Here is an 18,869-nt window from a genome sequence, read left to right as displayed (position 1 = left end):
GATCTGATCAAAAATCCACCGGCACCGGGGTGGATTCCGGCAATAAAGTGTTGTTGGAGGGCTCGTCCGGCTGCACGTTCAGCACCCGCAGCGCGCCGCCGGCGATCTGCGAGAACACCGGCGCAGCCACCGCGCCGCCGTAATATTTGCCCGCGGAGGGCTCGTCTATCATCACCGACACGATCACGCGCGGCGCTTTGCCCGGCGCGAAGCCCATGAACAGCGCGCGGTGCTTGTTGGCCACATAGGCGCGGCCTTCCAGCTTGCGCGCGGTGCCGCTCTTGCCGCCCACGCTGTAGCCGATGATGCGGCCGCCGACGGCGCCGCCGCCCGGCTGGCTGTTGGCGATCAGCAGATCGCGCATCTCGTGCGCGGTCTTTTCGCTCAGCACCCGCTTGCCCGGCATCGGGGTGGCGGTCTTGTACAGCGAGATCGGCAGCATCACGCCGTCGTTGGCGAACACGGTGTAGGCGCGCGCCATCTGGATCAGGCTGACCGAGATGCCGTAGCCGAAGGACATCGTCGCCTGCTCGATGGGCCGCCAGTTGTGCCAGTCGCGCAGCCGGCCGCCGGCTTCGCCGGGGAAGCCGGTTTCCGGCGCGCGGCCAAAGCCCAGCGCGTCGTAATGCTTCCACGATTGTTCCGGCGAGCTCATCAGCGCCAGCTTGCTGGTGCCGACGTTGGACGATTTCTGGATGATGCCGAGAATGTCCAGGCTGGGGCGCGGCGCCACGTCGCGGATGGTGGCCGGGCCTATCATGTAAGTGTGGGTGTCCAGCACCGTGTTGAGTCCGGCCTTGCCGTTTTCCAACGCCAGCGAGATGGACAACGGCTTCATCGTCGAGCCCGGCTCGAACAGATCGATCACCCCGCGGTTGCGCATCATTTCCGGCGTCACGCCGCTGCGGTTGTTGGGGTTGAACGAGGGGTAATTGGCCAGCGCCAGCAACTCGCCGGTGTGGGCGTCCACCACCACCACGCTGCCGGCCTTGGCCTTGTTCAGCTCCACCGCGGCCTTGAGCTCGCGGTAAGCCAAGTATTGGATGCGGTGATCCACCGCCAGCGCCAGCTTCTGGCCGTCGCGCGGCGGCTCGATGGCGGCGACGTCTTCGATGATGTGGCCGCGGCGGTCCTTCAGCACCACGCGGCGGCCGTCCTTGCCGGCCAGCATCTTCTCGCGCGCCAGCTCCACGCCTTCCTGGCCCTTGCCGTCCACGCCGGTGAAACCGATGATGTGGGACACGATTTCCCCGGCCGGGTAGAAGCGGCGGAATTCCTGCTGTTTGGCGATGCCGGGCACGCCCAGCGCCATCACCTTGTCGGCCAGCTCAGGGCTGATCTGGCGTTTGACGTAGACGAATTCCTTCTTGCGGTCGGACAGCTTGGCCGACAGCTCCTCCGGCGACAGATCCAGCATCGCCGCCAGTTCGCGCAGCTTGGCCGGCGGCACCGGCTCCATGTCCGCCGGGCTGGCCCAGATGGTCTGCACCGGCGAGCTGATCGCCAGCGGTTCGCCGTTGCGGTCCGTGATCACGCCGCGGTTGGCCTCCAGCGTCAGCGCGCGGCGGAAACGCGCCTCGCCCTGGTTTTGCAGGAAGTCCTGCTGCACCACTTGCAGATAGACCGCGCGGCCGATCAAGGCCAGGAACAGCAGCGCCAGCATCAGCAGCACAAAGCGCACGCGGCCCGGCTTCATGCGCAGCGCGGGGCTGGCGTCCGGGATGCGTTGCTGGTGGCGAGGGGAGTAAGTGCGCATCACATCCCCTTCCCAGGCGAGATCACCTGGGTCTGGCGCGGGTCCGGGATATGCATGTCGAGGCGGCTGGACGCGGCTTTCTCAATCACCGCGTGCGCGCCCCAGGTGCTCTGCTCCAGCTGCAGCTGGCCAAACTCGATCTCCAGCTGCTGGGCGGATTTGCGTTCCTTCTGCAAATCGCTGTAGAGCTTGCGCGACACGTGGGTCGAGGTGACCACCGACCAGGCGGACAGCACCACGATGACCAGCAGTATCGCGTTGAGCTTGTTCATGCGTCGATCTCCCGCCACGGCGCGGCGGTGCGCTCGGCCACGCGCATGATGGCGCTGCGGGAGCGCGCGTTGGCGCGCACCTCCTCATCGCCGGCGCGCACCGGCTTGCCCACGGTGGACAGCGGCGGCTGGGCCATATCGGACGCGCGCACCATCGCCCACGCCGGCAGCTTTTCCTCGCTGCTGGCGTCGCGCAGGTATTGCTTGACGATGCGGTCTTCCAGCGAATGAAAGCTGATCACCGCCAGGCGGCCGTTTTCCGCCAGGCGGCGCGCCGCCTGCGGCAGCACCGCCTTGAGTTCGTCCAGCTCGCGGTTCACAAAGATCCGGATCGCTTGGAAGGTACGCGTTGCGGGGTCCTGACCCGGTTCCCGAGTACGGACGTTTTGCCCAACGAGCACGGCGAGCTCACGCGTGGTCTGGAGGGGGGCGTCAGCCCTTTGCGCAACAATGGCTGCTGCGATCTTGCGAGCAAACCGCTCTTCACCATAAGTCTTGATGACCTCTCTGATATCGGCCTCGTCTGCCGTCGCCAACCATTCGGCCGCGGTGATGCCGCGGGTGGTATCCATACGCATGTCCAAGGGCGCGTCGAAGCGGAAGCTGAAACCGCGCCGCCCGTCGTCGATCTGCGGCGATGACACGCCCAGATCCATCAACACGCCGTCCACCTGGGGAATGCCCAGGCGGTCCAATTCCTGCGCCAGCGTTTCAAAACCGTTGTGCACGATTTGAAAACGCGGGTCTTCCTCCGCCAGCCGCGTGGCCACGGCGATGGCTTCGGGGTCCTTGTCGAAAGCGACCAGGCGGCCCTGCGGCCCCAGTCGCGACAGGATCAAGCGGCTGTGGCCACCTCGACCGAAAGTGCAATCGACATAGGTGCCATCCGGCCGGATGGCAAGCGCGTCGACCGCTTCGGTCAAGAGCACCGTCAGGTGCACGAAAGGGGTGGTGCTCACAGCGTAAAGTCTCCAAGGTGTTGGGCCAGATCGGTTTGATCGATGGCCAGGGCGTCAGCGGTCTGGTTGTCCCATTCCTCGGCATTCCACAGCTCGAAGCGGTTGCCCATGCCCACCAGCGCGACGTCTTTGTCGAGTCCGGTGAGATCGCGCAGGCGCGCGGGCAGCAGAATGCGTCCGGCGCTGTCCATTTCCAGCGTTTCCGCGTGGCCGAGCACGAGGCGCTGATAACGTTTCAGAGTGGGATTGCCGGTGGGAAGGGCTAGCAGGCGGGCTTCGACCGGACGCCAGTTGGGTTCGGGGTAGATCAGCAAGTGGTCTTGGGACTCGAGGGTGACGATCAGTTTGTGCCCGAAAGCGGACAGCAGTGTCTCGCGGTGTTTAGCCGGAATAGCCAAACGCCCCTTGCTATCGAGAGACAAGATGCTGACGCCACCAATCATGATTTCGAGCCCGCTGACCGAATAAACCTAAGGGGCCGTCGCCCCCTGGGACAAATGCCCCACTTTCACCCACTTCGCCCCACTTTCCGCCACTATAAGAAAGAACTTCCCCACGGTCAACATCGAGAAGTTCTAATTCACCTTTTGAGACAATGACTTAGCGGACCAGGCAAAAAGCGGATTCCTTGTCAAATCAGAGGCTTAAAAACATCAGTCAAAGTGAGCTGTTAACACTCGAACCATTTCCGAAACACCACACCCCGGGCCTGGGAATATTTCCAAGGACAGTCCAGAGCAAGACCACTTGTCGCGCCGCAACACAAAAACAGGGCGGCGGCGCCACGATCGGCGCCGCCGCCCTGAAGTTCCGTTGGCTCAGAAGCTGTTCCACGTCTCGCGAGCAAGAGCGAGACAAGGCGAAAACGGCTGAGAAAGCGGAATGTACACACGGTACATGAGCATTTCGAAGACGGTTTCAACGCCCTTGTCTAACTATCCCGCCGACGCGCAGCAGACTTTGGAATAGGTTCTCAGGCCAGCTTCTGTCGCAGAATATCCTGCACCTGAGCCGGATTCGCCTTGCCTTTGGAGGCTTTCATCACCTGGCCGGCCAAGGCGTTGAGCGCCTTTTCCTTGCCGGCGCGGAATTCTTCCACCGCCTTGGGATTGGCGGCGATCGCTTCTTCCACCATTTTCTCGATGGCGCCGACGTCGGACACTTGCTTCAGGCCGTCGCGCTCGATGATGGCGTCGGCGGACAGTTCGCTGTCCCACAAGGCGTCGAACACCTGCTTGGCCAGCTTGCTGGACAGCGTGCCGTCGGCGATGCGCGCGATCAGGCCAACCAGGCGCTCGGCCGAGATCGGACAATCGGCGATCTCCTTGCCGTCGCGGTTCAGCCGCGCGGCGATCTCGCCGTTGATCCAGTTGGCGGCCAGCTTGCCCTGACCGGAGGCCTTGGCCGCGGCTTCGAAATACTGGGCCAGAGCCAGGCTGGACGTCAGCAACGCCGCGTCGTAGGCGGACACGCCGTAGGCCTCGGCCAGACGGACTTGCATCGCCGCCGGCAGCTCCGGCATCTCGCCGCGGATGCGGGCGATCTGCTCGTCGGAGATGCGCACCGGCAACAGGTCCGGGTCCGGGAAGTAGCGGTAATCGTGCGCGTCTTCCTTGCTGCGCATCATCCGGGTCTCGCCGGTATCCGGGTCGAACAGCACGGTGGCCTGCTGTACTTTGCCGCCGTCTTCCAGGGTATCGATCTGCCACTGGATTTCGTATTTGGCGGCCTGCTCCAGGAAGCGGAAGGAGTTGAGGTTCTTGATCTCGCGGCGGGTGCCGAATTCCTTCTGCCCCTCCGGGCGCACCGACACGTTGACGTCCATGCGGAAGCTGCCTTCCTGCATATTGCCGTCGCAGATGCCCAGCCAGGTCACCAGCGCGTACAGCGCTTTCACATAGGCCAGCGCCTCGTCCACCGAGCGCATGTCCGGCTCGGACACCACTTCCAGCAAGGGCGTGCCGGCGCGGTTGAGGTCGATGCCGGACAGGCCGTGGAAGTCTTCATGCAGGCTCTTGCCGGCATCCTCCTCCATATGGGCGCGGGTCACGCCGATGACCTTCTCCTGCTCGCCCACCAGGATTTTCAGCTTGCCCCCCTCGACGATGGGCAGATCCATCTGACTGATCTGGTAGCCCTTGGGGAGGTCGGGATAGAAGTAGTTCTTGCGCGCGAACACGTTCTTCTGGTTGATCTTGGCGTCCAGCGCCAGGCCCAGGCGGATGGCCTTGTCCACCGCCGCCTTGTTCAATACCGGCAACACGCCGGGAAAGGCCAGCTCCACCGCGGAGGCCTGGGTGTTCGGCTCCGCGCCGAAGGCGGTGCTGGCGCCGGAGAAAATCTTGGAGACGGTATTGAGCTGCACATGCACCTCGATACCGATGACGACTTCCCATTTCATGGTTGGAAAATCCTTCTATTATTTTTTGCCACGGAAGCACACGGAAAACACGGAAGCAAAACGGCGACCCCTAGCTCACCCACCTCTTGGGAGCCGGGGTCTGTCCATATCCTTCCCTGCACTTCCGCGGCTAATTCATTCAATTACAAAACCGGCGCGCGGCTATGCCAATCAGTCGCAAGTTGGAACTGATGCGCGACGTTCAGCATCTTGGCTTCACCGAAGTAGTTGCCGATGATCTGCAAGCCGATCGGGCGGCCATTCGCGCTAAAGCCGGCCGGCACGCTCATGCCCGGCAAGCCGGCCAGGTTCACCGACAACGTGTAGATGTCGGACAGATACATCTGCACCGGATCGTCGTTCATCGCGCCGATGTCGAAGGCCGCGGTCGGCGCCACCGGCCCCAGGATCACGTCGCACTGCTCGAAAGCGGCTTTGAAATCGTTGGCGATCAGGCGGCGGATTTTCTGGGCCTTCAGGTAATAGGCGTCGTAATAGCCGTGCGACAGCACATAGCTGCCCACCAGGATGCGGCGCTTGACCTCGCTGCCGAAGCCTTCGGCGCGGGTCTTCTCGTACATGTCCACCAGGTCCTTGTACTCGGCGGCGCGATGGCCGTAGCGCACGCCGTCGTAACGCGACAGATTGGTGGAGGCCTCGGCCGGCGCAATCACGTAATAGGCCGGGATGGACAACTCGGTATTGGGCAGGCTGATGTCCACCACCTGCGCGCCCTGCTGTTTCAGCACCGTCACCGCCTCGTCCACCGCGCGCGCCACGTCGGCGCTCAGGCCGGCGGCGAAGTATTCGCGCGGCAGGCCCACCTTGAGGCCGGCCAGCGGCTGATTCAGGTCGCGGGCGTAATCTTCGCGGGCGCGCTCCAAGCAGGTGGAGTCGCGCTGATCGAAGCCGGCCATCACGTTCAGCATCAGCGCGCAGTCCTCGGCGGTCTGCGCGATCGGGCCGCCCTGATCCAGCGAGGAGGCAAAGGCCACCATGCCGTAGCGCGACACCACGCCGTAGGTCGGCTTGATGCCGGTGACGCCGCAATGGGAGGCCGGCTGGCGAATGGAACCGCCGGTGTCGGTGGCGGTGGCCACCGGCGTCAGCCGCGCGGCCACGGCGGCGGCGGAACCGCCGGAGCTGCCGCCCGGCACCGCGTTCTGATCCCAGGGATTTTTCACGGCGCCGTAGAAGGAGTTCTCATTGGACGAACCCATCGCGAACTCATCCATATTGGCGCGGCCCAGCGTCACCATGCCGGCGGCCTGACACTGCTCCACCACGTGGGCGCTGTACGGCGACACGAAGTTGTCCAGCATTTTGGAGCCGCAGCTGGTTTTCCAGCCCTGCTGGCAGAACAGATCCTTGTGGATGATGGGCACGCCGGTCAGCGCATGGGCGTTGCCGGCGGCGATGCGCGCGTCGGCGGCCGCTGCTTCGGCCAGGGTCTTGGCGCGGTCGACGGTGACCAGCGCGTTGAGCGCCGGGTTCAGCGCCTCGATGCGGTCCAGATATTGGGTGGCCAGCTCAAGGCTGGAGACTTCCTTGGCCGCCAGCTGCCGCGACAGTTGCTTTAAAGTAGACTGTGTCATTTCAAATGGAATCTTTAGCTATCCGGGAATGGCGTCGCCGTCCTTTCAGACAGCGACCGGCACCGGCCTCCCGCGCGGGCGGGAACCTAAACCGGCGCAGGCAATCAGAGCATCACTCGATGACCTTGGGGACCAGGAACAAGCCCTTTTCCACTTGCGGGGCCACGGCCTGGAAAGCTTCGCGCTGATTGGTTTCGGTAACGATATCTTCGCGCAAACGCAAAGAGACATCCTGCGGATGGGCCATCGGCTCGATGCCGTCGGTGTTCACCGCCTGCATCTGTTCGATCAGGCCGAAAATATTATTGAGTTGCTTGCTTGTCGCGGCAATTTCCGCTTCATTGACATTGATGCGGGCAAGCTTGGCAATTCGTGCGACATCCTGATGCGTCAGCGACATGGTGTCCTCGTTCAAAACCTTTAATATTTCAAGCGTTATAGGGTATCATAGCCCGCTTGATTCTCCCAAGATCGACATCACGCCACGGCGTAATTTCGGCAACGCTTTCACCGCGCGGCCGACAGGCGGCAAGCCGCCGCGCCGGGGCCGGATCGTGCAGGCCTTATCGAACCGACACGGCGTCGGAAAATGATGCGCAAGGCCAGCGGGCGAAGCCGCTTAGCCGGCGTCGCCCAGTGGGCGCCAAGCGTCGTTTTGCCACGCGGCGGTTAGACTCGGGTCGTACGAGTAGACAACAAACAACAGATTAAGCGCGGACGCGACGGCGCGTCCGCCACATGACGAAAACTGACCAGGATCGCCCAATGTTTCGTTCGCTGACCGGATACTTCTCCAACGACCTCGCCATTGACCTTGGCACAGCCAACACCCTCATCTACATGCGCGCCAAAGGCATCGTGCTGGACGAGCCCTCGGTCGTCGCCATTCACAGCGACGCGCCCACCAACAAGAAATCCATCCTGGCCGTGGGCCTGGAAGCCAAGCGCATGCTGGGCCGCACCCCGGGCAGCATCCAGGCGATCCGCCCGATGAAGGACGGCGTGATCGCCGACTTCACCGTCACCGAACAGATGCTCAAGCAGTTCATCAAGAAGGTGAACCCCAACCGCTTCTTCGCCGCCAGCCCGCGCATCGTGATCTGCGTGCCCTGCGGCTCCACTCAGGTGGAACGCAAGGCGATCCGCGATTCGGCGCTGGCCGCCGGCGCGCGCCGCGTGGAACTGATCGAAGAGCCGATGGCGGCCGCCATCGGCGCCGGCCTGCCGGTTGAGGAGCCCACCGGCTCCATGGTGGTGGACATCGGCGGCGGCACCACCGAAGTCGGCGTGATCTCGCTGGGCGGCGTGGTGTACTCCAACTCCGTCCGCGTCGGCGGCGACAAGTTCGACGAAGCCATCATCAACTACATCCGCCGCAACTACGGCATGCTGATCGGCGAAACCACCGCCGAGGAAATCAAGAAGACCATAGGCTCCGCCTTCCCGGGCGCCGAAGTGCGCGAAATGGAAGTCAAGGGCCGCAATCTGGCCGAAGGCATTCCGCGCGCCTTCACCGTGTCCTCCAACGAAATCCTGGAAGCGCTGACCGAGCCCTTGAACCAGATCGTATCCGCGGTGAAGATCGCGCTGGAACAGACCCCGCCGGAACTGGGCGCCGACATCGCCGACAAGGGCATGGTGCTGACCGGCGGCGGCGCGCTGCTGAAAGACATCGACCGCCTGCTGGCCGAAGAAACCGGCCTGCCGGTGTTCGTGGCCGAAGAACCGCTGACCTGCGTGGTGCGCGGCTCCGGCAAGGCGCTGGAGAAGATGGACAAGATTGGCACCATTTTCACCAACGTCCCCTAAACCGGAACGACCGACGACCGCCTGAGCCCGGCTCCGGCGGCGGCGGCCGCTCGTAAAGCAAGCGATGATGGCGGGCGCGCGACAAGCGCGCCCGTTTTTGAAGCACAGCGCCCCGCGTCAAGGGGCGAGGTCTGAGCCGATGGACTTTGCCAACACCCCCAGCTTTTTCCGCTCCGGGCCGCCGCCCGGCGCGCGCTTGGCCATGGCCGTGGCCGCCTCGGTGGCGCTCCTGGTCGGCGACAGCTATTTCGGCCTGATGGAACAGGCGCGCGAAGCCACCTCGCTGGCGCTGTACCCGGTGCAGCGCGCGGTGAACATGCCGGCGCAGGCGATGCGCCACGTCAGCGATTTTCTCAGCTCCCAAACCGAACTGAAGCAGGAAAACACCGCCTTGCGCGTGCGCCAGCTGGAAATGTCGGCGCAGCTGTCGCGGCTGCAAACCCTGCAGCGCGAGCTGGACGAAGTGCGCAAGCTCAACGGCATCAAGTCCAGCTACCACCAGCAAGCGCAGATGGCGGAAACCCTGTACACCGGCCGCGATCCGTTTTCCTACAAAATCATCATCGACAAGGGCAGCGACGCCAATCTGAAAGCCGGCCAGCCGGTGGTGGACGCCAGCGGCCTCTTGGGCCAGGTCACCCGGGTGCAGCCGCTGACCGCGGAAGTGACCCTGGTCATAGACAAGAACCAGATGGTGCCGGTGATGGTGGCCCGCACCGGCCAACGCGCCATCCTGTACGGCTACGGCGGCGGCGTGGAAATCCGCTACCTGCCGCAAAGCGCGGACATCAAGGACGGCGACCACATCGTCACGTCCGGCGTGGACGGCGTTTATCCGGCCGGCATCCCCGTGGCCCGCGTAACCCGGGTGGAGCGCAACCAGGGCGCCACCTTCGCCCGCATCGCCACCGCGCCCTTGGCCGGCGTGCAGCAAACCCGCTACATGCTGGTGCTGGGCGACAAGCAGGCGCCGCCGCGTCCGCCGGAACCGGCCCCCATCGTCAAAAAGAGCAGGGGCGGCAAGAAAGCCGCCGCCGAGGAGTAAGCCCCGATGACGTTCGAGCGCCCCAAGGAACTGCTCAAACCGGTGAAGCGCCGCTTCATCCTGTTCACCTTCATCTTCGCCGTCCTGATCGAGTTGATCCCGCTGCCGCACGGCAGCACGCGCTGGCTGCCGGATTTCATCGGCATGCTGATCCTGTACTGGGTGATCAACCAGCCGCGCCGGGTCAATATCGGCACCGCCTTCTTGCTGGGCCTGGTGGCCGACATCTCCACCGCGGGATTGTTCGGCCAGCACGCGCTGGCCTATTCGATCACCGCCTATCTGGCCTTGGCGCGCCAGCGCCAGGTGGTGATGTTCAACCTGGGCCAGCAGACGCTGGTGGTGCTGGGCCTGCTGCTGACCAACCAGCTGATCATGGTGGTGGTGCGCATGCTCACCGGCTCCGCCTTCGTCGGCTGGGGCTATTTCCTGCCGCCCTTGATCGGCGCCCTGCTATGGCCGCTGCTGACCAAGCTGATGCTGATGCCCTACCGCCATAACGCGGTCTAGCGCCGCGAACCGTCCATGCCTCAACCCACCCGCTTCAAGAACCCGCAGGCCGAAGACAGCCAGTTCCAGCTGCGCCTGATCGTCGCTTACGCGCTGATCGTGCTGATGTTCCTGGTGCTGCTCACGCGCTTCATCTGGCTGCAAGTGCTGCAGCACGAACACTTTTCCACGCTGGCCCAGAACAACCGCATCTCGCTGGTGCCCATCCTGCCCAACCGCGGCCTGATCCTGGACCGCAACGGCGTGGTGCTGGCGCAAAACTACTCCGCCTACACGCTGGAGCTGACGCCCAGCAAGATCGCGGACCTGGCCGCCACCGAGGCCGAACTGCGCAAGCTGGTGGACATCACCCCGCGCGACGAGCGCCAGTTCAAGCGCCTGCTGATCGAGAGCAAGAACTTCGAATCCATCCCGCTGAAAACCAAGCTCAGCGAGGAAGAGGCCGCGCGCGTCGCCGCCCAGTCCTGGCGCTTTCCCGGCGTGGAGGTCAAGGCGCGGCTGTTCCGCGACTATCCGTTCAAGGAAATGACCAGCCATGTGCTCGGCTATATCGGCCGCATCAACCAGCGCGACAAGGAAAGGCTGGAAGAAGAAGAGAAAACCGCCAATTACAAGGGCTCCAACTACATAGGCAAGACCGGCCTGGAGGCGGTGTACGAGGACGATCTGCACGGCAAGGTCGGCTTCGAGGAAGTGGAAACCGACTCCGGCGGCCGCGCGGTGCGCTCGCTGCGACGCACGCCGCCGGTCAACGGCAACACCTTGAAGCTGGCGCTGGACATCCGGCTGCAGGAAATGGCGGACAAGCTGTTCGGCAGCCGCCGCGGCGCGCTGGTGGCGATAGAACCGTCCACCGGCGGCGTGCTCGCCTTCCTGTCCAAGCCGGGCTTCGACCCCAATCTGTTCATCGACGGCATCGACACCCAGACCTGGACCAATCTGAACAGCGACTGGCAGAAGCCGATGATCAACCGCGCGCTGCGCGGCACCTACCCGCCCGGCTCCACCTTCAAGCCCTTCATGGCGATGGCCGCATTGGAAAACCACGCCATCGGCATGCGCGACATCCGCCCGGCGCCCGGCTACTTCACCCTACCCGGCTCCAGCCACCAGTTCCGCGACAGCAAGAAGGCCGGCAACGGCATGATCAATCTGCAGCGCGCGATCGAAGTCTCCAGCGACACCTTCTTCTACAAGCTGGCCTGGGACATGGGCATAGACAAGATCCACCCGGCGCTGGCGCAGTTCGGCCTGGGCAGCAAGAGCGGCATCGACCTGGACGGCGAATCCATCGGCGTGCTGCCGTCCAAGGAGTGGAAGGCCCGCCGCTTTTCCCGCTACAAGGAAGAGTTCCGCCGCTGGTATCCGGCCGACGTGGTCAGCATCGGCATCGGACAGGGCTTCAACGCCTATACGCCGCTGCAAATGGCCAACGCCACCGCCATCATGGCCAACGACGGCCAGGTGTTCAAACCGCACCTGGTCCAGCAAGTGGTGGACACCCGCAGCGGCAAAGCGCGCATCATTGAACCGATGCCCACCCGCCAGATCCCGTTCAAACCGGAAAACTTCGAATACGTGAAGCGCGGCATGGAAGGCGTGATGACGCGCGGCACCGGCGCGCGGCTGGGCGTGGGCCTGCAGTACTCGATGGCGGGCAAAACCGGCACCGCTCAAGTGGTGCAGATCAAACAGGGCGCCAAGTACAACGCCTCCGCGCTGGCCGAGCAATACCGCGACCACAGTTGGTTCATCGCCTTCGCCCCGGTGGACAAGCCTCGCATCGCCGTGGCGGTGATCGTGGAGAACGCCGGCTTCGGCGCCGCCGCCGCCGCGCCCATCGTGCGCGCGCTGTTCGATTACTACTTGCTGGGCAAAGTGCCGAAAGACATCGAAGGCACGCTGAAGACCATGCCCACCGACACCGCCAACGACAATGCAGACCTCTCTAATTAAACGCGTCTGGGAACAGGTCAAAGAGCCGCTGGACGGCTGGCTGATGCTGTTCCTGGGCATGATCTTCGTAGTCAGCATGGTGCTGCTGTACTCGGCCAACAACCAGTCCTTCGACAAGATAGACAACAAGCTGATCTACACCAGCCTGTCGCTGATCATCATGTGGATCATCGCCCGCATGCGGCCGCAAAGCATCATGAACTTCGCGCCGCCCATCTACGGCCTGGGCGTGCTCCTGCTGCTGGCCGTCCACTTCAAGGGCGTCACCGTCAACGGCTCCACCCGCTGGCTGGAACTGGGCATTACCCGCATCCAGCCGTCCGAGATCATGAAGATCGCGCTGCCGATGATGCTGGCCTGGTTCTTCCAGAAATACGAGCTGTCGATGCGCTGGTGGCACTATCTGGTGGCCGCCTTGCTGATGGCCGTGCCCAGCGCGCTGGTGCTAAAGCAGCCGGACCTGGGCACCACCCTGCTGATCGCCGCCGCCGGCCTCTTCGTGCTGTTCTTCGCCGGCCTGCCGTGGAAAGTGATCTTCGCCGGCATCGGCCTGGGCGCGGCCAGCCTGCCCATCGTCTGGAACCTGCTGCACGACTACCAGCGCCGCCGGGTGCTGACCATGATAGACCCCACCACCGACCCGCTGGGCGACGGCTACCACATCATCCAGTCCATGATCGCCATCGGCTCCGGCGGCCCCTGGGGCAAGGGCTGGCTCAACGGCACCCAGACCCACCTCGATTACATCCCGGAACGCACCACCGACTTCATCTTCGCCGTGTATTCAGAGGAATTCGGCCTGGCCGGCAATGTGCTGCTGCTGACGCTCTACCTGCTGGTGCTCAGCCGCGCGATGATGATCACCGCCAGCGCGCAAACGCTGTACGGCCGGCTGATGGCCGGCTCCATCACCCTGTCCTTCTTCGTCTACGCCTTCGTCAATATGGGCATGGTGTCCGGCATCCTGCCGGTAGTGGGCGTGCCGCTGCCCTTCATGTCCTACGGCGGCACCGCCACCGTCACCCTGTTCGTCGGCATGGGCATGCTGATGAGCATCAGCAATCTAAAACGCTGAGAGCCTGTTTACGATCTGCTGCGCTTCGGCGATACGGCGTTGGAAATGACCTCAGAATGCTCATGTACCGTATGTACATTCCGCTTCTTCGGTCATTTCCGCCTTGTCTCGCTCTTGCTCGCGAGATCATAAACAGGCTCTAAGTTCCATGGCGGGAACCAATGCCCCACCGCGGCGGCCTACCCCTGTTTGCCCCAGACTTACGTCATGCCCGGAAGGTTTCCGACTTGACGAAGGCAAGCAAAATCGCAAGCCTATAGCATTCCGGCGCCATCGCGCGCCGCCATCCCGCATTCATGCCAGAGGAAACGCCACCGCATGCGCATCAAGACCCTGAGCCTGCTGCTCGCCCTGTCCCTGGGCCACACCTTGCCGGCCATCGCCGCCGAACCCGCCGCCGCCAGCCAAAGCCAGCTGCAAGCCTACACCAGCGTGGAAGGCGTCACCGAATACCGGCTGCCCAACGGCCTGCGCGTCCTGCTGGCGCCGGACGCCTCCAAGCCCACCACCACCGTCAACATCACCTATCTGGTGGGCAGCCGCCACGAAAGCTACGGCGAAACCGGCATGGCCCACTTGCTGGAGCACATGTTGTTCAAAGGTACGCCCAGCAGCGGCAATCTGATGCAGGAGCTGGGCAAGCGCGGCATGCAGTTCAACGGCACCACCTTCCTTGACCGCACCAACTACTACGAAACCTTCCCCGCCAGCGACGCCAATCTACGCTGGGCGCTGGAGATGGAAGCGGACCGCATGGTCAACAGCAAGATCGCCAGGAGCGATCTGGACACCGAGTTCTCGGTGGTGCGCAATGAAATGGAGATGGGGGAGAACAATCCCCGCCGCGTGCTGTGGAAGCAGATGACCGCAGTCAGTTACGACTGGCACAACTACGGCCACAACACCATAGGCGCGCGCTCGGACGTGGAAAAGGTCCGCATCGACAATCTGCAGGCCTTCTACCGCAAGTACTACCAGCCGGACAACGCGGTGCTGATGATCAGCGGCAAGTTCGACCCGGCGGCGACGCTGGCCGTCGTCCAGCAGGCCTTCGGCAAGATCGCCAAGCCGCAGCGCCAGCTGACGCCGACCTGGACCGAAGAACCGCAGCGCGACGGCGCGCGCGAGCTGACCGTGGAGCGCGTCGGCGACACCCAGCTGGCTGCGGTGCTCTATCCGATCTCCGCCGGCAGCCACCCGGACGCGGCCGCCGTCCTCGCGCTGGCCGACATCCTGGCCAGCACGCCCAACGGCCGGCTGTACCAGACGCTGGTGGGCGGCAAGAAAGCCGTAGGCGTCGAGGCCTGGCCCTTTGCGCTGGCCGAACCCGGCTACATCATTTTCTGGGCGGAATTGAACAAGGGACAGAAGCTGGCCGACGCGCGCCAGGCCCTGCTCGCCGCCATCGAAGGCTTCAAGAGCAAGCCGGTGACCGAGGCCGAACTCAAGCGCGCCAAGGCCAGCCTGCTCAATGAGATCGACAAGACCTTGAACGATCCGCAGCAGTTGGCGGTGGAAATGTCCGAAGCCATCGCCAAGGGCGACTGGCGATTGTTCTTCCTGACCCGCGACCGCATCGAGGCGCTGAGCGTCAAGGACGTGGAACGGGCGGCCGAGAACTACTTCAAGCCGTCCAACCGCACCTACGGCCAGTTCGTGCCCACCGCCAAACCGGAACGCAGCGTGATACCGGCCACGCCGGACGTGGCCAAGCTGGTGGACGGCTACAAGGGCCGCGCCGCGATCAGCCAGGGCGAAGCCTTCGACCCCAGCCCGGCCAATATCGACGCCCGCACCGAGAAAACCACGCTCGCCAACGGCGCCAAGCTGGCCTTGCTGGCCAAGAAAACCCGCGGCGAAACCGTCAACGGCAGCTTCAGCCTCGCCTTCGGCGACGAGAAAAGCCTGTTCGGCCGCGGCGCCGTTCCCGGCCTCGCCGCCGACATGCTGGAGCGCGGCAGCGGCAAACTCAGCCGCGCCAAAATCAGCAATCGCCTGGACCAATTGAAAGCCAAGCTCAGCATCTCCGGCTCCGGCCAAGAAGTCAGCGTGGACTTTGAAACCACCCGCACGCATCTGCCGGCCTTGCTGGACCTGATCGCCGGCCTGCTCAAGCAGCCCAGCTTCCCGGAACGGGAGTTCGAACTGCTGCGCAAGGAGGAACTGACCGCCATCGATGCCCAGCGCAACGAGCCTCAGGCCATGGCCACCCAGGCCGTGGGCCAGGCGCTCAATATCTATCGCAAGGGCGATCTGCGCTACCGTCCGACGCTGGACGAGGCCGCCGCCGAATTGAAAGCCGCCAAGCTGGACGATCTGAAGCGCTTCCACCGCCAGTTCTACGGCGCCAACCACGCCCGCTTCGCCCTGGTCGGCGACTTCGACGCCAAGGCGGCGCAAAGCCAGCTGCAAAAACTGTTCGGCGGCTGGAACAGCCCCGTGGCGTACAGCCGCGCGCCCAGCCAGCTGCCGCCGGCCAAACCGGGCCAGCGGCAACTGCTGGCCAAGGACAAGGCCAACGCCTTCTACCTGGCCACCGCGCCGCTGGCGATGCGTGACAGCGACGCGGACTACCCGGCGATGCTGGTCGCCAACAAGATTCTGGGCGGCGGTGTCAAATCGCGGCTGTTGGACCGCCTGCGTCAGAAGGACGGCATCAGCTACTACGCCGGCAGCCAGTTCAAGGCCGGCAGCTTCGAGCCGGTGGCCAGCCTGAGCCTGGTGGCCATTTACGCGCCGCAGAATCTGGACAAGCTGAAACAGGGGGTGGCCGAGGAATTGACCCACTTCATCCGCGACGGCGTCAACGCCACCGAACTGGCCGATGCCAAGAAAGCGCTGCAGCAGGAAAGGGAGATCGCCCGCGCCCAGGACGGCGCGCTGAGCGGCGCTCTGGACGGCCAGTTGCAGATCGGCCGCGGCATGGATTTCAACGCCAAGGTGGACGCCGCCATCGCCGCGCTGACGGTGGAACAGGTCAACGCCGCGCTGCGCAAGCATATAGACCCGGCCCAGTTGTTCCAGGTCTACGCCGGCGACTTCAAAACCCCCTGATCCAGCCTTGCGCCGACCCGCCTCAGCCGTTCGGGGGCGGGTCGGCGTCTCGCGCTGGCGGCTCCGCCTCGCCCGCGGCGGCGTCCGCCGCCGGCAGGTCCGGCAAGGGGCGGCCGTCCCGGCCGAACAGGCGCAACTGACGCGGCAGGTCGTGCTCGTCCGCCAGCTTGACGCCGACGCCGACCAGACGCACCGGCCGCCGTCCGCGCTCGAATCCCACTCGCAGCAGTTCCCCGAAACGCGCCGACGACAGTTGTCCGCCGGCGTGTTCCACCGTGGTCTGGTTGAAATCGTCGAACTTGAGCTTGACCGACAAGCCCTTGAACGCGGGATTGCCGCTGCGCGCGATGCGCGCGCTCAAGCGGTCTATCAGTTCCGGCAGCTTGGACAGACAGGCGGCGACGTCGGGCAGGTCCACCGCGTAGGTCTCCTCAACGCTGATCGATTTGCGGCTGCGGTCGGTGGACACCGGCCGCGGATCCACGCCGCGCGCCAGCTCGTGGAGACGCTCGCCGAAACGGCCGAAGTGGCGCAGCAGATCGGCCAGCTCCCAGGCCAGCATATCGCCGCAGCGCCGTATGCCCAGCTCGTTCAGCCGCTGCGCGGTGACCCGGCCCACGCCGTGTATCTTCTCCACCGGCAGCGCGGCGACGAAACAGGCCACGTCTTGAGGCCGGATCAGGAATTGCCCGTCCGGCTTGTTCCAGTCGCTGGCCACCTTGGCCAGGAATTTGTTGGGCGCGATGCCGGCCGAGGCGGTGATGCCCACCTCCTCGCGGATCTGGCGGCGTATCGCCTCCGCCATCCGCGTGGCGCTGCCCTGCTCATGCGGCTGACCCGTCACATCCAGATAGGCCTCGTCCAGCGACAAGGGCTCGATCAAGGGCGTGTAGCGCTCGTAGATGCGCATGATCTTCTGGCTGGCTTCGCGGTAGCGCGCCATATCGGGCGGCAGAATCAGCAGATCGGGGCACAGGCGCAGCGCGCGCGCCGACGACATCGCCGAGCGCACGCCGTAGCGGCGCGCGATGTAATTGCAGGTGGCGATCACGCCGCGGCTTTCCGGCCGCCCGCCCACCGCCAGCGGCAAGGGCCGCAAGGCGGGATCGTCGCGCATCTCGATGGCGGCATAGAAACAATCGCAATCGACGTGGATGATTTTGCGCAGCGGCTCGCTCATGGCGACGGCCGGGTCAGGAAACGGCGCCGTCGCTATGGCCCAGCGAACGCTGCGGCGCCACCCGGTCGCGCACCCGCTGCTTCAGCAGCTTGATGTCGGGGAAACCGCCGTCGGCCTTGCGGTCCCACAGCAGCTCGCCGTCCAGTTCGACGCGGAACACGCCGCCGCTGCCGGGCTGCAAGGCCACTTCCGCCAACTCCTTCTCGAAGGTGGTCAGCAACTCCTGCGCCATCCAGGCGGCGCGCAGCAGCCAGCGGCAGCCGGTGCAGTATTCAATGCTCAGGCGCGGAGATTTGGCGGGGGGGATAGAGGGTGTCATGCGGGAAAACGCGGTCGGCAAGAAGATGGCTGACAGCATACATCATGGGAGGGGAAAGGAACTGCCGGCGTCCCTGGATTTTGTTGTGTGCGGGCGCAAGCGCTCGCTCCTCCATCGTTTCTCTCTTTGTGCAGACTTGGCGTTTTGACCTTGTTCAGGGCGCCGGCAGTGGCAATGACGTCTTGTTCTCAACACATTCCCGAGGCCAAGTCTGCCTAGTCGCCGGCGCGGGGTAAAGCATTTACTCCAGCCCACGCCGATTGCTGCACTGCACGATGTAACTTCGGCGCAACGTTACCGGTAGCATCGCGCCTTGCCGTTCAATGCGCGTGCTCGGCCGGCGCGGCGGCGGCCACGCCGTCTTCCACCACCACTTCCACGGTCACGCTGCCCGCTTTCTCGAATCGCAATGTCAGCGGAAAGCGGTCGCCCACGCGCAGCGGCTGCTTCAGGCCCATCAGCATCACGTGATAGCTGCCGGGCGCGAACTTGACTTCCTGGCCTGCGGCCACGGCCACGCCGCCGGCCACTTCGCGCATGCGCATCACGCCCTTGTCGTTGATGTGGGTGTGCAGTTCGGCCTTGTCCGCGCGCGGCGTGCTGGCGGACAACAGTTTGTCCGCGGCCTTGCCGCGATTGCTCAGCGACAGGTAAACGCCGCCGGTGGGGCTGCTTTCCGGCATCGCCCGGCTCCATGGATGGCCGATCTTCATATCGCCCAGCTTGAATTCGTGCGCCATCGCGCCGGCGCTCAGCAGGCACAGGCCCAACAGGGCGCTCAATGTCTTTTGCATAATGGATTCCTCGGGTTTTCCGCACTCTAGCACAGCCGCCGCAGGCAGCTGTGCGGCATAATGCCACAGCCAATGTCATGCCGCGCGCGCTTCGCGCCGCCGGCCGCAGAATTTCCCTTGTCACTTGCCCGCGGCCTCAGGCAG

At 64.4% G+C, this 18,869-nt stretch carries 16 protein-coding genes; 6 read left to right on the top strand and 10 right to left on the bottom strand.

Going from position 1 to position 18,869, the window contains the following annotated elements; translation table 11 throughout:
* Positions 1-7: 7 nt before the first annotated feature.
* The 7 genes from ACODSD_RS09340 to gatC form a co-directional block, all read right to left on the bottom strand.
* Complete coding sequence (locus tag ACODSD_RS09340) at positions 8-1,756, bottom strand: peptidoglycan D,D-transpeptidase FtsI family protein (protein ID WP_107797815.1); 1,749 nt, start codon at positions 1,754-1,756, stop codon at positions 8-10.
* The gene (ftsL, locus tag ACODSD_RS09335; RefSeq protein ID WP_107797814.1) at positions 1,756-2,028 is read right to left on the bottom strand and encodes a cell division protein FtsL; all 273 of its coding nucleotides are present in this window, start codon (positions 2,026-2,028) and stop codon (positions 1,756-1,758) included. Before ftsL ends, ACODSD_RS09340 begins: the two co-directional genes overlap by 1 nt.
* Positions 2,025-2,987, bottom strand: a complete 963-nt coding sequence (gene rsmH / locus ACODSD_RS09330; protein WP_488877233.1) for a 16S rRNA (cytosine(1402)-N(4))-methyltransferase RsmH — start codon at positions 2,985-2,987, stop codon at positions 2,025-2,027. Before rsmH ends, ftsL begins: the two co-directional genes overlap by 4 nt.
* The gene (gene mraZ / locus ACODSD_RS09325; RefSeq protein WP_107797812.1) at positions 2,984-3,430 is read right to left on the bottom strand and encodes a division/cell wall cluster transcriptional repressor MraZ; all 447 of its coding nucleotides are present in this window, start codon (positions 3,428-3,430) and stop codon (positions 2,984-2,986) included. Before mraZ ends, rsmH begins: the two co-directional genes overlap by 4 nt.
* A 530-nt stretch (positions 3,431-3,960) precedes the next feature.
* Positions 3,961-5,388, bottom strand: coding sequence for an Asp-tRNA(Asn)/Glu-tRNA(Gln) amidotransferase subunit GatB (gatB, locus tag ACODSD_RS09320; RefSeq protein ID WP_488877232.1), 1,428 nt, complete (start codon positions 5,386-5,388; stop codon positions 3,961-3,963).
* Positions 5,389-5,531: 143 nt separating this feature from the next.
* Positions 5,532-6,983: an Asp-tRNA(Asn)/Glu-tRNA(Gln) amidotransferase subunit GatA gene (gatA, locus tag ACODSD_RS09315; protein WP_235084979.1), complete on the bottom strand. Its 1,452-nt coding sequence runs from the start codon at positions 6,981-6,983 to the stop codon at positions 5,532-5,534.
* Positions 6,984-7,095: 112 nt separating this feature from the next.
* Complete coding sequence (gene gatC / locus ACODSD_RS09310) at positions 7,096-7,383, bottom strand: Asp-tRNA(Asn)/Glu-tRNA(Gln) amidotransferase subunit GatC (RefSeq protein WP_043592439.1); 288 nt, start codon at positions 7,381-7,383, stop codon at positions 7,096-7,098.
* 365 nt (positions 7,384-7,748) lie between these two features.
* On the opposite strand from gatC, the gene ACODSD_RS09305 reads away from it, so the two are divergent.
* From ACODSD_RS09305 to ACODSD_RS09280, 6 genes are all read left to right on the top strand, one after another.
* On the top strand, positions 7,749-8,792 hold the full coding sequence (locus tag ACODSD_RS09305) for a rod shape-determining protein (RefSeq protein WP_043592385.1): 1,044 nt from the start codon (positions 7,749-7,751) through the stop codon (positions 8,790-8,792).
* Positions 8,793-8,931: 139 nt separating this feature from the next.
* Positions 8,932-9,837: a rod shape-determining protein MreC gene (mreC, locus tag ACODSD_RS09300; RefSeq protein WP_107797809.1), complete on the top strand. Its 906-nt coding sequence runs from the start codon at positions 8,932-8,934 to the stop codon at positions 9,835-9,837.
* A 6-nt stretch (positions 9,838-9,843) separates the two neighbouring features.
* Positions 9,844-10,347 (top strand): rod shape-determining protein MreD, encoded by a 504-nt coding sequence (gene mreD / locus ACODSD_RS09295; protein WP_107797808.1) that lies wholly within the window; start codon positions 9,844-9,846, stop codon positions 10,345-10,347.
* A 15-nt stretch (positions 10,348-10,362) separates the two neighbouring features.
* Complete coding sequence (gene mrdA / locus ACODSD_RS09290) at positions 10,363-12,303, top strand: penicillin-binding protein 2 (RefSeq protein ID WP_107797807.1); 1,941 nt, start codon at positions 10,363-10,365, stop codon at positions 12,301-12,303.
* The gene (gene rodA / locus ACODSD_RS09285) at positions 12,284-13,378 is read left to right on the top strand and encodes a rod shape-determining protein RodA (RefSeq protein WP_107797806.1); all 1,095 of its coding nucleotides are present in this window, start codon (positions 12,284-12,286) and stop codon (positions 13,376-13,378) included. Before mrdA ends, rodA begins: the two co-directional genes overlap by 20 nt.
* A gap of 318 nt (positions 13,379-13,696) precedes the next feature.
* The gene (locus ACODSD_RS09280) at positions 13,697-16,432 is read left to right on the top strand and encodes a M16 family metallopeptidase (protein WP_488877231.1); all 2,736 of its coding nucleotides are present in this window, start codon (positions 13,697-13,699) and stop codon (positions 16,430-16,432) included.
* 22 nt (positions 16,433-16,454) lie between these two features.
* On the opposite strand, the gene dinB is transcribed toward ACODSD_RS09280, so the two are convergent.
* The 3 genes from dinB to ACODSD_RS09265 all read right to left on the bottom strand — a co-directional run bounded on the left by dinB (position 16,455) and on the right by ACODSD_RS09265 (position 18,725).
* Positions 16,455-17,612 carry a DNA polymerase IV gene (gene dinB, locus ACODSD_RS09275; RefSeq protein WP_488877230.1) on the bottom strand — a complete coding sequence of 386 codons (1,158 nt, stop codon included), beginning with the start codon at positions 17,610-17,612 and terminating at the stop codon, positions 16,455-16,457.
* Between the two features lie 13 nt (positions 17,613-17,625).
* Complete coding sequence (locus tag ACODSD_RS09270; protein WP_107801578.1) at positions 17,626-17,931, bottom strand: Rdx family protein; 306 nt, start codon at positions 17,929-17,931, stop codon at positions 17,626-17,628.
* Between the two features lie 320 nt (positions 17,932-18,251).
* The gene (locus tag ACODSD_RS09265) at positions 18,252-18,725 is read right to left on the bottom strand and encodes a copper chaperone PCu(A)C (RefSeq protein WP_107797803.1); all 474 of its coding nucleotides are present in this window, start codon (positions 18,723-18,725) and stop codon (positions 18,252-18,254) included.
* Positions 18,726-18,869 lie beyond the last annotated feature (144 nt).

Source organism: Chromobacterium sp. FG22, from assembly GCF_057809415.1.
Note: the sequence above shows the minus strand (reverse complement) of the source record. Positions and strands in the feature narration are given on the sequence as shown.